Origin of the sequence: Paraburkholderia sp. BL9I2N2, from assembly GCF_004339745.1 — a bacterium.
GTDB lineage: Bacteria > Pseudomonadota > Gammaproteobacteria > Burkholderiales > Burkholderiaceae > Paraburkholderia.
This window is the reverse complement of the sequence record NZ_SMGP01000002.1, coordinates 1849623-1863350: the sequence shown is the minus strand read 5'-3', so window position 1 is coordinate 1863350 and position 13728 is coordinate 1849623. Positions and strand designations below refer to the sequence as shown.

Sequence of the window (13728 nt, the reverse complement as noted above, 5' to 3'; positions counted from 1 at the left end):
GTGAGCGTGGCAACGATGCGCGGACGTATCCGGCGAGTGTAGGGCGAAGTCTCTTCGCATGCCATAGCTTGCGGCGCGGGCGGCCAGGATTTTGGCAACGCACATGGCGCGCAGAAAATCTGCGATGATCGAGCGCACTGATTGCCGAGCCATCTCATCCACTATCTGCTCTTACGCAATGTCGATTGCTCCCCCGCTCCTCACCACCTCCCGCCTCACCCTGCGTCCCCACACCCGCGACGATTTCCTCGAGAGTTACGCGATGTGGTCCGATCCCGAGGTGATCCGCTATATCGGCGGCAAGCCCTTCACGCGCGAAGAAGTCTGGGCGCGTCTGCTGCGTTACGCCGGTCATTGGGCGATGCTGGGCTATGGCTATTGGGTCGTGCGGGAAAAGGAGAGCGGCCGGTTTCTCGGTGAAGTCGGCTTTGCCGACTACCATCGCGAGATCGAGCCGTCCTTGTTGGCGCCCGAAGTCGGCTGGGCGCTGGATCCGGCCATGCATGGCCGTGGCTACGCAACCGAGGCCGTGCGTGCCGCGCTGGAGTGGGCCGACCAGCAGTGGCCGGATGGGGAAACGGCCTGCATCGTCGCGCCGGAGAATCTGCCGTCGCTGCGCGTCGCTCATAAGTGCGGTTATCGTGAGCAACTTCGCACCACGTATAAAGGCAAGCCGACCATCGTGCTGCGTCGGCAGGCGCACGCGGTTTGAGCCAACGCGCGGCGAGCGCCGTTGTTGCCCGTTACATCGAGCGCGCCGTGCGCGCCGTGCGGCTCGACAATCACCTCACCGCGCGTCGCCGCTCGCTACTTTCCGCTGCTGTGCGATCAGATCCACCAGCCGTTCGACCTGTTGCCCTTGCGCATCGAAGTTGCCGGCATCGAGCCAACGCGCATAGCTCGGACGCAGCGCAGGCCATTCGCTATCGATGATCGAAAACCACGCGGTGTCGCGATTGCGTTCGCGATACACGATCGCCTGACGGAAGATTCCCTCGAACGTGAAGCCGTAGCGCAACGCCGCCGTGCGCGACGGTCCGTTCAACGAATCGCACTTCCATTCGAAGCGCCGATAGCCGAGCTTGTCGAACACCTGCGTCATCAGCAGAAACATCGCTTCAGTGGCGATGCGCGTGCGCTTCAGACGCGGCGAATACGTGACGTGGCCGACTTCGATCACACCGTTTGCGCGGTCGATCCGCATCAGCGCCAGCGTGCCGACCGCCTTGCCGGTCGTCAGATCGATCACCGCGTAGTGCAGCGGATCGGCAGACGCGGCGGCGCGCGTCAGATGCTCGCGATAGGCGGCGAGACTTCCGAACGGACCGACTGCCAGGTAGGTCCAGTCGCGGCCATCGGCGGCCGAGCTGTACGCGTCGTATAGATCCTCGGCATGACGCTCCACGTGCACGGGTTCGATCCGGCAATAGCGGCCCACCAGCGGCTCGCGGCCAGGCGCTTGCGCGCCGTTCCAGCCCGGCACGGGGGTGCCGATCGGTTGGTCGAACGCGTTACGTCTGGGTTCCATGTCTGTTCTCCTGGCGGTTACGAATGATCGTCGATGATGGAGAACGATACGGCAAACGTGGTATGTTCAAAAGATCCACGACAACGTCATTTGATAGGTCCAGCCGCGATGATCGAGATCATTGGCCCGCTTGCCAGCCCGGCTGCATCGACGGCCGCCGGCAGCGGCGCAAAGCCCGAGCCGCTGCAAAAACAACTAATCGAGCGCTTGCAGCAGGCGATTCTCGCTGGGCGTTTGCCGGCGGGATCGCTGCTGCCGTCGTCGCGCCTGCTGGCTGCGGAAATGGGCGTGTCGCGCAACACGGTGGTGATCGCGTACGAGCATCTGGCCGCGGTCGGTTATGTGGTCGCCGACAAGAAGGGCACGCGCGTGAGCCCACTCTCCAGCCCATCCGCCCGCGGCGAGCCGCGCTCGCACCCTGCCGCGCCGGAGGTGGCCTACGCGGCGCGCGTCGGGCAGTTCGCGGCCACGCGCACCCACGCCGACAACACTTTGCCTCTGACGCCCGGCACCCCCGCCTTGGACCGTTTCCCGGTGACCGCGTGGCGGCGCGCACTTGAACGCTCGATGGAGCGTGCGCTGCCCCTCGCGCTCGGCTACGGCACGCCGGCCGGCGAGCCGGCGTTGCGCGACGCCATCGCCGCGCACTTGCGAATGGCGCGCGGCGTGCGCTGCGAAGGCTCGCAAGTGGTGATCACCGAGGGCGCGCAGGAGGCGCTGAACCTGTGCGTGCGCCTCTTCACCAATCCCGGCGACGTCGCATGGGTCGAGGACCCCGGCTATCGCGGCGCGAAAGCCGCGTTCAATCTGGGCGACCTGACCACGCTGCCGATCCCCGTCGACACCGAAGGCATGGCGGTGCCATCCGACGCGTGGCGCACGCAGCCACCCACGCTGGTCTACACGTCGCCCGCGCATCAGTATCCGACGGGCTCGGTGCTGTCGGTGGCGCGCCGTCTGGAGCTGATCGCTCAGGCGCGGCGCAGCGGCGCGTGGCTGATCGAGGACGATTACGACGGCGAGTTCCGCCACACCGGCGAGCCGATCGCCAGCATGCAAGGGCTGGTCGAGGACGCGCCGGTGTTGTACGTCGGCTCGTTCAGCAAAACGATGTTTCCGGCGCTGCGCATCGGCTTTGTGGTGCTGCCGCGTCCGATCGCCGCGCACACCGCTGTCGCTGTGCAGGAGATGCTGCGCGGCGGGCATCGGCTGGAGCAACTGGCGCTGGCGCAGTTCATCGAGAGCGGCGAGTTCGGGCGGCATCTCGGGCGCATGCGGCGTCTGTATCGCGAGCGCCAGCAGGCATTGCGCGATGCGCTGAGCGCGCATTTCGCACCGTCGCAGATTCTCGGCGGCAATTGCGGCATGCATCTGACGCTGCGCTTGCCGCCGCGCATCGACGATCAGACCCTCGCCGAACGCGCGCTCGCTCACGGGCTCAATCCGCGCGCGCTATCCGGTTTCGCGTTACAGCCGTGCGCGGAGACGAATGGGCTCGTGATCGGCTACGGCAGTACGCCGGCTGAGCGGCTGGCGCCGGCAATCCGTGTGCTGGCCGGGCTGGTGGCCGAGTTGGACGGCAAGCCGAAGCGTCAGCCGGCCAGGCAATCGGCCACGAAGATGCGCGTGTAACTTTTTGCGTTTGTCCGCGTGGCCCATGTCGCGCTATCGTGTCGCTTATGCGCGGCGATTTCGGAGTGTGCGTCATCGACGGATCGCCCGCAGCTCATGTCGCACTCGCCGCACTGCAACATCGCGTGATATGCGGTGCCGCAAGCGCTCGCCGGGTCGCTGTTGGCTCGGGCATGAAGAATGCCTTTGTTGTGGTTATCTATGACGATCTATCGACCGGAGACGACATGAAGGAAATCGAACCGACCCCGTGGTTTGAGCTTGAGGCCCACACGCCCGTCCGTGAAGGCTGGTACGAGGTGCAGTTGACGAGCGGGGACACGGCTTTTGCGAAGTTTGGCGACGGCGTATGGACCGAGAAACCGTTGCTGGTATTTACACACTGGCGCGGCTTGTCCGCCGATCCATCGAAAGCCGGCGAAGGCGAGACCGAATCGATTGCCGCCGAGGCCACCGCGGCCCAAGGCGTGCGCGCCGCGTGGAACGCGTTCTTCCCGGGACTCGGCGAGGAACAGCACAAGCCACTGGACGCTGTGCCCAACGGCAAAGCGCCGCACTGATGTACGCCCGGGCGGCGGCTCGCGAGTTGCCGCCCCGATCTGTCTGACCTTACCCGCGCTCGAGCGCTTCGGCAGCCAGCTTGCCGATCTCCGTATCGATGTCGGGCGTCTCGCCCGTCTCGAGAATCCACGCCGCGGACAAACCGGACCACGCCAATATCCATTGCAGCAAACGGCGCCGATCGAACCCGGCATGTTGCGCCACTCTTTCGACGCGACGCTTGAACCATCCCGGTCGCAATGCCGACTCGGCGTCCGGATTGCAGAAAATGTTTGCGTAGTCGAATCCGCGTTCGCCGCAGAGGCCTTTCGGGTCGATGGCCAGCCAGCCGCGCGGGCCGAAATCCAGCACGTTGCCGTGGTGGATGTCACCGTGCAATACCACCAGTTCTTGCGGCGCGGCGAGCAAGGCTTGCGCGACCGTGGCGCTGTTCTGCAACCAGCCACCGTATTTTTGCGCGGCGGGCCAGAGGCTCGCGAACCAGCGTGGCAAATCGATCAATTCGGGAAGCGGTTTGTTTCGCGGCGCGTGGAGGCGCGCGGCGGTGGCGCAGAGAATGTCGATGGCGCGGTCGTCGGCGTCGCTGTTGCCGGTGCGCGCCAGGTCCGCTAGCGTGTGGCTGCTTTGCGCACGCTCCAGCAGGAGAGCGTCGGCATCGTGGGCGAGTACGCGGGCCGCGCCTTCGCCGTCCCACCAGACCATCAGCCACGCGCCGAATTTATCTTCGGGTTCCTGCGCGACTTTTAGCATCGCGGGAATGCCGTATCGGCGCACGGGCAGGAGCCGGCTGCTGTGCGTGCGAATCGGCTCGCCATCCTGCTGCAGATCCCATTTGACGATGTACTCGGTGAACATTTGAGCTTCAGTTCGCGAGCAGGGCGATGTTGCTGTCAGGGGGATGCAGGCAGGCGATGCGCACGGTCTCTCCAATGAGTTCGACGGTTTTTCATTCTCGCCTAAATCGACACGCAGTGGCGCGCGCAGCGCGCATCGAGCCCCGCCGCTACAATCACTCTCATTCATCTGACGCGGAACCTACGTATGAAAGTCACCCGAGAACCCGTAGCCTTGCCGCGGGCCACGCAGCTACTGAATCATGGACCGGTTACGATCATCACCAGCGCGCACGGTGGCCGCTCGAACGTGATGGCGGCGTCGTGGGCGATGCCGCTCGACTTCAATCCGCCGAAGGTGGTCGTGGTGGTGGATAGCCGCACGCTCACGCGACAACTGATCGAGGCGAGCGGCGTGTTCGGACTGCAACTGCCGAGCCGGGGATTCGCTGCGCAAACGCTGGCGGTGGGCTCGAACGCGGGCACCGAACTCGACAAGTTTGCCGCCTTCGACCTGGAGACGTTCCCCGCGCAACAGATCGACGTGCCCATGCTCGCGGGTTGCATCACGTGGATGGAGTGCAAAGTCATTCCAGACGATAGCCAGCGTCACGATCTGATCATCGGCGAAGTGGTCGCGGCGTATGCGGATAGCCGCGTGTACTCGAACAACCGCTGGCACTTCGGCGACGATCCCGATCTGCGCACCTGCCACTACGTGGCTGGCGGGACGTTCTTTGCCACGGGCGATGCGTTCGAGGTGGACGCCGTGGCGAATGGCGCGGCGAGTGAGTGAGGCTCGGCGCGCGCGGCTATTTGCATCGAAGGCATTTGCCCGCCTTCAATTCCAGTAGCGCGACGAGTTCCGGCTGCATGAATGCGTAGTCGTCGGGAATGTCGCACCACTCATACGTCACCCTCGGCAAACTTCTTCAGCGCATCTCCCGCCAACCGATACCGCACCCATTCGCTTTGCGCGCTCGCGCCGATCGATTCATAGAAGCCGATGGCCGGCTCGTTCCAGTCGAGCACACTCCATTCGAAGCGGCCGCAACCGGTATCGCAGGCAATGCGCGCGAGGTGGCGCAGCATCTGTTTGCCTGCGCCGCTGCCGCGCGATGACGGCGACACGTACAGGTCTTCCAGATAAAGCCCCTGTTTGCCGAGCCAGGTGGAATACGAAAAAAAGTAGACGCAAAAGCCGATGGGCTCGCCGTTCATCTCGCAGATCAGCGCCTTCGCGCTGGAGCCGGCGGAAAACAGGCTTGCTTCGATGTCGCCGACGGTCGCGACGACTTCGTGCGCCGCCTTTTCGTACACTGCGAGTTCGGTGATGAAGCGAAGAATCAGCGCCGAGTCGGCGGCGTGAGCGGGACGGATATGGATAGTCAAGGTTGGATGCTCGATTGATCGGTTGAGTTGCAGAGCGAAGTTTCGCGCGGGCGCGTCAGCTTCGGATCAGACATACATCGTAGCGTTTAACGTGCTGTTCTGACCAGAGCGCGACGAGAATGCGATTGACGCCTCGTCACAAAATCGTTTACTGTCGATCCATGGACTTCCACTCGATTCCCTTCGCTGCCGTCACCACCACGACGACCACCTTCACAGGCGGGTCGTCTGGAGGTTGCGCGCGCTAGAAGCACGAAGCTGTGGCAAACCACCGAAGGCCCCGCCGGAAACGGACGGGGCCTTTGGCGTTTCTGGACCTCCGTTTGCGGCATCCATTCGTGGCAACCGATCAAATGGAGCAAGACTGTGAACGACCTCGACCATCGTGTATTAGGCAATAAACTCGACCTCTTTCATCAACAGGAAGAAGGCGCGGGCATGGTTTTCTGGCACCCGCGGGGCTGGGAACTGTATCGCGTACTCGAAGATTATGTGCGTGCGCGCATGCGTCGCGCAGGATTTCGCGAGATTCGCACGCCGCAATTGCTGGCGCGATCGCTGTGGGAAAAGAGCGGGCATTGGGAGAAGTTCGGCGCGGCCATGTACTCGTTGGCCGATGCGGAAGAAGGCCGCGCGCTCTGTCTGAAGCCGATGAGTTGCCCATGTCATGTGCAGGCGTTCAACCAGCGCGTGCGGTCGTATCGAGAGTTGCCGGTCCGTTATAGCGAGTTCGGCGCTTGTCATCGCGACGAGCCGTCGGGTTCGCTCGAAGGACTGAAGCGCACGCGTGCTTTCGTGCAGGACGACGCGCATGTGTTCTGTATGCCTGCGCATATCGAAGCGGAAGTCGGCCGCTTCTGTGCGCTGTTGCGTACGGTCTATGCGGACCTTGGTTTTTCCGGGTTCAAGGTCGCGCTAGCGACGCGGCCGGCCATGCGCGCGGGCAGCGATCAAACGTGGGATCGCGCGGAAGATGCCTTGGCGAAGGCTGCGCGTGCCGCTGGTCTTGAGTTCGATGTGCTCGAAGGAGAGGGCGCTTTTTACGGGCCGAAACTCGAGTTTCATCTGACGGACAGTCGCGCGCGGAGTTGGCAATGCGGCACGATTCAGCTCGACTTCGTGCTACCTGAGCGGCTCGACGCGGAGTTCGTCAACGAGCGTAATGAGCGTGAGCGGCCCGTGATGATTCATCACGCGGTGCTCGGCAGTATGGAGCGGTTCATCGCGATGCTGCTTGAGCATCATGAGGGATGGTTGCCGGTGTGGCTGGCTCCTGAACAGGTCGTCGTGGCGACGGTCAGCGACGCAAATATCGGCTACGCGCAGGAGGTTATGCAGGTGCTTGACGACGCGGGTGTCAGGGCGGTGCTCGATAGCCGGCCCGAGCGGCTGGAGAAGAAGATCTTCGATGCGCGCGAGAAGCAGGTGCCGCTTCTGGTCGTGGTGGGCTCGCGCGATGAGCGGGATCGGACGATCAGTATTCGCATGCGGGATGGGCGGCACGCGACGGTTTCATTTGTGGAAGGTGTGGAACGGTTGATGTTGATGGCGCCGACGCCTGCGATGGTGTCGAGGCTCTGATGTGGTGAGTGCGGCTCGCGTATCCAGCTCTGCCGGCGGGACCGGACGGCGAGCCCCTGTTGCTTCTGAGTAGCATCGGCGGCGAGGAAGAGCTGTCGAGAATCTTCCGCTATGTACTGAATGTGCGCACGTCGCCCGACGCGAACCTCACGGCCGATGAGTCGGCCAACCTTAACCTGCTCGATCTGATCGGACAAGAGGTGACGGTGACGATCCAGTTGGACGGATTGGGTGCTTTTGTGGCGGGTGTCGCTGGTCGTTCAGGTAGCTCAAATGTCGGACAGGGAACGCGCGAAATCAGCAGCCTCATCAGCAATGGTGATGCGAATCAGATGTCGTAAAAAAAGGCGCCCTAAGCGCCTCGATGAGTAGCGACTCCGAGAAAGGAGTCAGTGTCGTGCTGCAGGGCTTTTCGGTCGGGATCCCCGTGGGCAGATGGAATAAAGTTTCTTTCGGATAGCTTCCGACGGTGTATCGAGCTGCGCCTCCGGGCGCTTTAACGCAACAGAGCGCTTGGGCACGATACGTCACCATTCGAACATAGTGATTACCGCACCTCCGCAAATAGCCGCCCCCACCGCGCCAGCGGCTCCGTATCCACCCCCGCCATCCAAGGCTGTGCTCGATAAGCGCGGGAATCTGGCGACGTTGCAGTTGCGGGCGGTGATGCCTGCTTCGCCGGAACAGTGGAAGCCCGGGTACTTCGATCGGCCGGACCGGATGGACTACAGCACGACTGGAGCGATCAGTAAGTATGAGTTCGCTTATGGGGCGCCGCATGTGGATATTGGTTGGGTGCGGCATGAGACCGGTGTGCCGACTGGATGGTATCGGGCGGTGAGTTATATCCCGAACGTGTTTGCGGTTGAGTCTTTTATGGATGAGGCCGCGCATGCGGGGCGTCGGGATCCTGTTGAGTTTCGGTTAGCGCATATGAAGGACCCTAGGCATAAGGCTGTTTTGATGGAGGCGGCGAAACGTGCTGGCTGGGGAAAGGCGTTGCCTGCTGGGACTGCTTTGGGCGTGGCGACTAATCAGGCTTCGATCTCGCGAAGGTGGGTGGGAAAGGGAAAGCTTGAACTGCGTGCGTGGCGCTTGGTTCTAAGGGTTTGTACTTATTTCTACAACATTGTTTTGTTCTGCAAGTACTTAATTGCGAGCAGGCCACAGCCTAGACTGCAAGTACTGAAACGCAAACGGGCGTTTGCGGACAAACGAAGTCTGGAGGTAAGCATCATGAAACTCGTTCAATCGCTCATCGTCGTAGCTGCTCTTGCAATTCCGACTGCCTCATCTTTTGCTCAATCGAACGAAGCGGTCGCTCCGACCAATGTTCAGGCCGCGCAAACTAGCGTGAATCCAGGAAGTGGCGCTGCGACCGATTTTGGCGGCGTCGCTGACGGTACTTCAGTGTCGGGCAGCCATCATCAACTGCGCTCGTTCGGCACCGCCGTCGCCCACTTGGGACATAAAATCCAAGGCTCTATTCGCCCGGACCCGAATGATGGAATGAAGCCCGTGTTTTTCGGCGGCGCATAAATTGACCGCATTGATTGCAGCCTTGTGTCGTTGATTGGGTGGTACCTAGACGTCCTTGGTCTGTTGAGCGAATAACGTAGAGACGCGCAGATAAATCTGCGCGTTTTCGCTTTCAGGAATCCGCTGCTGGGCTTGTTTCGCTGAGTGACGAGTTTCGAGCGGGTCAATTGACTGCAACGGGTCGAGATGGAATGGATACCGCCCCTCCCTCCGGAGACCGGTCAACGGCGGAGCACTACGCCGGTGCGACGTCATATCGGGTCCGCTAGGGGCGCGGACGATCGCGGATGGCAGCTATCCTGTGCCCCTGGTGTGGTCTGAATCTCTCGCGTAGCTACTCGCGCAGATAGTCCTGAGCTTGAGCGGTAGCTCAGGTCTCCAGCGTTACGATCGGCCTGGCCACTCTCGGGCTGCGCGCGGCCACTAAGAGACCTTCGTCCGATGCGTCGCTGAGACATTCAGGCGTCGGCTCCGCCCCCTGTAAGCGGACGGTCCAGCTTCACCGATCCTATTGCTTCAGAGGAAATCGTTTCTGTCGAAGACGATGTGTCGATGGGATCCAGGTGTATGCGTCGATTCGACGTCGGCAACAACGGCGGCCGCTTGAGGACTATGCTGCACAGACGAGGTTGTGAAAACGGAGTTAAAGCTCTTCTCTTTTCCGATACAAGCCGTCACGGGCGCCCTCGCGCTGGCGACGCTTTCCGTTCACAGAAATCAAATAGCAAGAAACGGAGTGTTTGTATCGAGCGGCTGCCATAGATTAATCATTGAATCCCGCAGTAGCCAAGGTCGGTGCACGACGCAGGGCGCGATCGAACCTCCCTTGTCGCGCACGCGGCCAATACGTCAATTCTCTCATCGGCATCGCGTTCGCCGGTCTTTCATTGAATGGAGTTTAACCATGCTGCCATTTCTCTCGCTCCACGCTCTCGCTGCTCAACGCGGTGACGGACTGCGCCCTGAACTTCTAGCTCTATTTGAACGCCATACCGGATCAGAGACCGGGCTCGCTGCCATCATCGAACCAGACGAAACGGAGCACCTTAACCAGGTGATGGACGTCGTGCCCAAAGAGCCAGTGAAGTAGTGCGGGGCTGCTGCCAACCATCCGAAAAATTTCCTGGAGCTATTGCATTTTTCTGACGATGCAAATCCTTATGACCGACAAGGCTCGCTTGATGATCGACTACCCTGACTATCGCGCTCTCGAGCATGGCGCTTTTATCTTGCGTGGGTTTGCGCTGCGCTACGGGGAAGACCTGCAGCGCGGCCTAGCCGAGCTACAAAAATCGTCACCTAATCGCCCCTCTGTAACGCCGAGTGGACTGAGCATGTCCGGCGACTCCACAACATGTTTTCATCTGGGCTGCACGACAATCGAGCGAAGTAAAGATCACTTTCCGATCGACGTGCCGCGTGCGGCAATACCGGAGGTATTGAGGAGTTTAGGGCGGGACGCCGCCGCTGCCGTGGGCTTCAATTACTTTGTCCCTGACGTCAGTCTGCACAGTCACTCTTCGCCAGGCGCGCGCGTCTCTTTGCATCAGGAGATGAGCTGGCCAGAAGGTGGCGCGCCTATTGTTGCATTTGTATTGGGGATGGCTAGCGCATTTCTCTTCAAGGAGCACGAGTCGTCGGTGGACGCTCGCAGGATTAACCTTTGGCACGGCGACGTCATCGTGTGGGGACCGGCTGGCACCGCTTGAGTCATTTGCACTTTCGGTGTCAGCCCCCGGCCGCGTTTGATAGCGGCGCGGACGAGGGCAAATGTGGGCTGCGGTGACATCGCAAGTGCGATTGTGAATGACCGCTTGTAACTTGGAACCGATCGCCCGAGCAACGTAGGGCGGTCGTCCGTTGTGGGTCGAACTGCGCCCATCGTCGTTCGGCTCAGGTCGCCCACGAGCGGACCTCCGTGGGCGTGATTCAATTCACCCCGCAGCCGACATTCGGTGCGAGTTCGGGTTCGTAGACCATAAAAAAAACCGCCCGACATAGTCGGACGGTTCTTCGCCATACTCATGCCGTAAAGCGGCAGGAAATTACTGTCCAGGTGAACCAATCGACGCAGGTTTAAGCGGTTCGGCTATGCCGCCGTGCACGCCAATCACCGCCTCAACATAGTTTGGCGTCGTTGTCGAAACCGTATCCCATACTGCGGAAACCTTCGCATTGCCACCGGCGAAGACGGCACCAGCATGATTCCCGGCGGCAACGAGGCTGGCATCTGCACCCGAGGCCGTTGGAATCGCTTTCGTCGTGCCGTCTCCCTGCGCTGCATTGATCGGTGTGCCGTAGTTCATTGCAGCCGCGACATTACCGTTCGCATCATAGACGACCACCGCATCGCCTTTACCCAAACCGATCGGATTCGCTGCATCGTTGTTGACGTTCAACATCGCAACGACCGGAACCGTGCCAGCGAGGCCCCAGGTTGTGCGGAACGTATTTTCGTCCGTTCCGGGCACACCCGGCACAACGACCAGATGTTCACCCGGTGCAAGCATCGTACCGGCCACAAATGCCGCGCTATTGTTGGCATCGTTGACGTCAGCATGATTGTCGCCCCATTTCCAGCCGGTCAGATCAATTGCCGTGCTGCCATAGTTATAGATTTCAAAGAAATCCTGACCGCCGTCTGCGTTCGAGTTCACCTCCGAGATCAGCACGGTCGGCGCTGGCGCACCTGCTGCTGCAGTCGTGAAGCTCTGCGTCGTGCCTGCATACGCATTGCCATACAGGTCAGTGATAACGCCGCCGGCCAATTGCACGGTGTAGCGAGAACTATCCTGCAACGGTGTCGTCAAGGTGATGCTCACCCGACCGCCGTTGAATTTGACCTGGGTCGTGTCGTCAACGGACACATTACGCGTATCAGAGCCGTTGCTGATAACAATGTTACCTGTGCCGGCCTGTACGACTTCGCTGAACGACAGTGTCATGTGGTTGCCGATGATGCCTGTCGCGCCATCGACCGGCGCAGTGCTGGTCAATGTCGGGGCTGTGTGGTCAACGGTGCCAATCGCCTTGAACGAGAACGTCGATAAGTCGGACACGGCAGAGGTATCGTTCCCCGCTGCCGTCTTGACCGCCCCCGTTGGATACGTGATGTGGTAGGTGGTGCCGGCAACCATGTAGAACTTCGGATGAATCTTCATCACATTACCGCTGAACGTCACTTGCGATGCGTCGGTTACGGGAATCGACCGCGTATCGTCAGCGCCGTTACTGAGAACGATATTACCCGCACCCGCCTTCACCGATTGATCGAACGTCAGGTAGAGGTTGCTGCCAATGCCGACATTGTTTGTGCTGGTGGTTGGCTTGAAGATGGTCAGGCCTGGCAGGCTCGGCCCCGCGGCCTGTTCACCAACCGCATAAATGGTCCCGTCCGGGCCCATCGTCACACCCTCATTCTGGGCAGTGGCACTCATATACAAGCTGCTCAGCAACTTGCCGGTACGATCCATCTCGACGATCTTGCCATCCGGCGCGCCGATGATGATGATGTTGCCGTAATCCGGAGCGCTGCTCGGTACGATATTCGACACAGAGAAAACGTCATTGAACGCAGAAAGGCCCGTCGTGGTCGCATCGAACAGCACCGGCGGATTGTCTGTCGTCGGCAAGATGGGCGTACCGTTCGATGCTGTCGCCGACCCGCCCGCAAAATTGATTGCGGCCTGGAAGATGCTGGTGGGTTGCGACTGGCGCACGGCAATGTAGCCGCCTGTTTTGGTATCGAAAGTAACACCCTCAATACCGACGTTGGCAACCGTCGTCCCCAGTTTGACGGACTGTACGTCTGCTCTGTGCAGTATTCCACCAGGAACGTAAGTGAACAGATCGACTTGTCGGAGACGCTCTTCCACCAATACGAACTTGCCGCCACCGACATAGGTGATGCCTTCAGTGTCCTCGAAGTCGCCGGCATTGAGCGTCATGGAATCGATAACGTGACCATCGCTCTTTGCAACCTGCACCACTGAGGTCGCACCGTCGCCAATGACAAACAGCGAATCGGTATCCTTGTCATAGGTCACGCCGGACGCCTCTGCATTCAGCAGATTGGTGCCGGTCGTAGCGAACTGCAGAGGAAACATTGCTGTTTGCGTGTAGCTATTCAAATCATAGGTGCTTTGCGGATTGGCAAATGCAAGCGTAGGAATTTTGCTATCTACTACAGGCGCCGCATTGCCGCCATTGTCACCAGCAGTGCTGCTGCTATTATCGCCCCCGCCACATGCACTAAGACCGGCTGCGAGAATCGCAGAAATTAAAAGTTTTATTTTCACGGTACGGTAAGTATTTGAAAGGTTGAAGAATTCGCGACCATATCGGACGTGTATTGCATTTTCATGACCGATAAAACTGTACGAGAGCGCGCTCGGGCAGGAATAGCCGATATCTTTGGTTTGGCGGTCGACGCTGTCCAACCGGAGATGCGTTTTGCGACCGATTTTCAGGCTGTCCCACCGCCTGATTTCAAGCGCAACGAGTGCGACAGATTGCCTGACGACATCCGGGACGTGGCGAATCGCGAGATAGCAAGATCAAGACGTTCAGCGCGAGCAAGGTAATCTCGCGATCGATATGTGTGCATTCTCATTCAAGAATGCACATGGCGAACATCGGGCGCTTCGTGCGTTTGTGCAGGTG

General features: G+C 60.5%; 12 protein-coding genes and 2 pseudogenes. 9 read left to right on the top strand and 5 right to left on the bottom strand.

Annotated elements, in window-relative coordinates; genetic code table 11:
• Positions 1–178 precede the first annotated feature (178 nt).
• Positions 179–712 carry a GNAT family N-acetyltransferase gene (locus tag B0G74_RS30380; RefSeq protein ID WP_132379518.1) on the top strand — a complete coding sequence of 178 codons (534 nt, stop codon included), beginning with the start codon at positions 179–181 and terminating at the stop codon, positions 710–712.
• A 75-nt stretch (positions 713–787) separates the two neighbouring features.
• Here the strand turns inward: B0G74_RS30380 and B0G74_RS30375 are convergent, their stop codons facing one another.
• Positions 788–1528 carry a GNAT family protein gene (locus B0G74_RS30375; protein ID WP_132379146.1) on the bottom strand — a complete coding sequence of 247 codons (741 nt, stop codon included), beginning with the start codon at positions 1526–1528 and terminating at the stop codon, positions 788–790.
• A 108-nt stretch (positions 1529–1636) separates the two neighbouring features.
• Here B0G74_RS30375 and B0G74_RS30370 point away from each other — a divergent pair, with 108 nt between their 5' ends.
• Positions 1637–3160: a PLP-dependent aminotransferase family protein gene (locus tag B0G74_RS30370; RefSeq protein WP_132379144.1), complete on the top strand. Its 1524-nt coding sequence runs from the start codon at positions 1637–1639 to the stop codon at positions 3158–3160.
• A 227-nt stretch (positions 3161–3387) separates the two neighbouring features.
• Positions 3388–3720, top strand: a complete 333-nt coding sequence (locus B0G74_RS30365) for a hypothetical protein (protein ID WP_132379516.1) — start codon at positions 3388–3390, stop codon at positions 3718–3720.
• Between the two features lie 49 nt (positions 3721–3769).
• Here B0G74_RS30365 and B0G74_RS30360 read toward each other — a convergent pair whose 3' ends face one another.
• On the bottom strand, positions 3770–4576 hold the full coding sequence (locus tag B0G74_RS30360) for an aminoglycoside phosphotransferase family protein (protein WP_132379142.1): 807 nt from the start codon (positions 4574–4576) through the stop codon (positions 3770–3772).
• A gap of 186 nt (positions 4577–4762) precedes the next feature.
• On the opposite strand from B0G74_RS30360, the gene B0G74_RS30355 reads away from it, so the two are divergent.
• Positions 4763–5350: a flavin reductase family protein gene (locus tag B0G74_RS30355; protein WP_132379140.1), complete on the top strand. Its 588-nt coding sequence runs from the start codon at positions 4763–4765 to the stop codon at positions 5348–5350.
• A gap of 16 nt (positions 5351–5366) precedes the next feature.
• On the opposite strand, the pseudogene B0G74_RS30350 reads toward B0G74_RS30355, so the two are convergent.
• Positions 5367–5453, bottom strand: a pseudogene (locus B0G74_RS30350) (phosphotyrosine protein phosphatase); the annotation flags it as partial.
• A gap of 7 nt (positions 5454–5460) precedes the next feature.
• Positions 5461–5946: a GNAT family N-acetyltransferase gene (locus tag B0G74_RS30345; protein ID WP_132379138.1), complete on the bottom strand. Its 486-nt coding sequence runs from the start codon at positions 5944–5946 to the stop codon at positions 5461–5463.
• A gap of 366 nt (positions 5947–6312) precedes the next feature.
• On the opposite strand from B0G74_RS30345, the gene thrS reads away from it, so the two are divergent.
• From thrS to B0G74_RS30315, 5 genes and pseudogenes are all read left to right on the top strand, one after another.
• Positions 6313–7527 carry a threonine--tRNA ligase gene (gene thrS, locus B0G74_RS30340; RefSeq protein ID WP_132379136.1) on the top strand — a complete coding sequence of 405 codons (1215 nt, stop codon included), beginning with the start codon at positions 6313–6315 and terminating at the stop codon, positions 7525–7527.
• 8 nt (positions 7528–7535) lie between these two features.
• Positions 7536–7868, top strand: coding sequence for a hypothetical protein (locus B0G74_RS30335; RefSeq protein ID WP_132379134.1), 333 nt, complete (start codon positions 7536–7538; stop codon positions 7866–7868).
• Positions 7869–8139: 271 nt separating this feature from the next.
• A pseudogene (locus tag B0G74_RS30330) lies at positions 8140–8568 on the top strand (aldehyde oxidase); the annotation flags it as partial.
• Between the two features lie 1402 nt (positions 8569–9970).
• Positions 9971–10156: a hypothetical protein gene (locus B0G74_RS30320; RefSeq protein ID WP_132379132.1), complete on the top strand. Its 186-nt coding sequence runs from the start codon at positions 9971–9973 to the stop codon at positions 10154–10156.
• Positions 10157–10226: 70 nt separating this feature from the next.
• Positions 10227–10775, top strand: a complete 549-nt coding sequence (locus B0G74_RS30315) for an alpha-ketoglutarate-dependent dioxygenase AlkB (RefSeq protein ID WP_165923944.1) — start codon at positions 10227–10229, stop codon at positions 10773–10775.
• A 336-nt stretch (positions 10776–11111) separates the two neighbouring features.
• Here B0G74_RS30315 and B0G74_RS30310 read toward each other — a convergent pair whose 3' ends face one another.
• Positions 11112–13505 (bottom strand): SdiA-regulated domain-containing protein, encoded by a 2394-nt coding sequence (locus B0G74_RS30310; RefSeq protein WP_243658352.1) that lies wholly within the window; start codon positions 13503–13505, stop codon positions 11112–11114.
• Positions 13506–13728: the final 223 nt, after the last annotated feature.

Excerpts from the sequence above, each read along its gene's own strand:
- B0G74_RS30355 (WP_132379140.1), top strand. The coding sequence starts at position 4,763 with ATGAAAGTCACCCGAGAACCCGTAGCCTTGCCGCGGGCCACGCAGCTA.
- B0G74_RS30360 (WP_132379142.1), bottom strand. The coding sequence starts at position 4,576 with ATGTTCACCGAGTACATCGTCAAATGGGATCTGCAGCAGGATGGCGAG.
- B0G74_RS30365 (WP_132379516.1), top strand. The coding sequence starts at position 3,388 with ATGAAGGAAATCGAACCGACCCCGTGGTTTGAGCTTGAGGCCCACACG.
- B0G74_RS30380 (WP_132379518.1), top strand. The coding sequence starts at position 179 with ATGTCGATTGCTCCCCCGCTCCTCACCACCTCCCGCCTCACCCTGCGT.
- B0G74_RS30375 (WP_132379146.1), bottom strand. The coding sequence starts at position 1,528 with ATGGAACCCAGACGTAACGCGTTCGACCAACCGATCGGCACCCCCGTG.
- B0G74_RS30315 (WP_165923944.1), top strand. The coding sequence starts at position 10,227 with ATGACCGACAAGGCTCGCTTGATGATCGACTACCCTGACTATCGCGCT.
- B0G74_RS30320 (WP_132379132.1), top strand. The coding sequence starts at position 9,971 with ATGCTGCCATTTCTCTCGCTCCACGCTCTCGCTGCTCAACGCGGTGAC.
- B0G74_RS30370 (WP_132379144.1), top strand. The coding sequence starts at position 1,637 with ATGATCGAGATCATTGGCCCGCTTGCCAGCCCGGCTGCATCGACGGCC.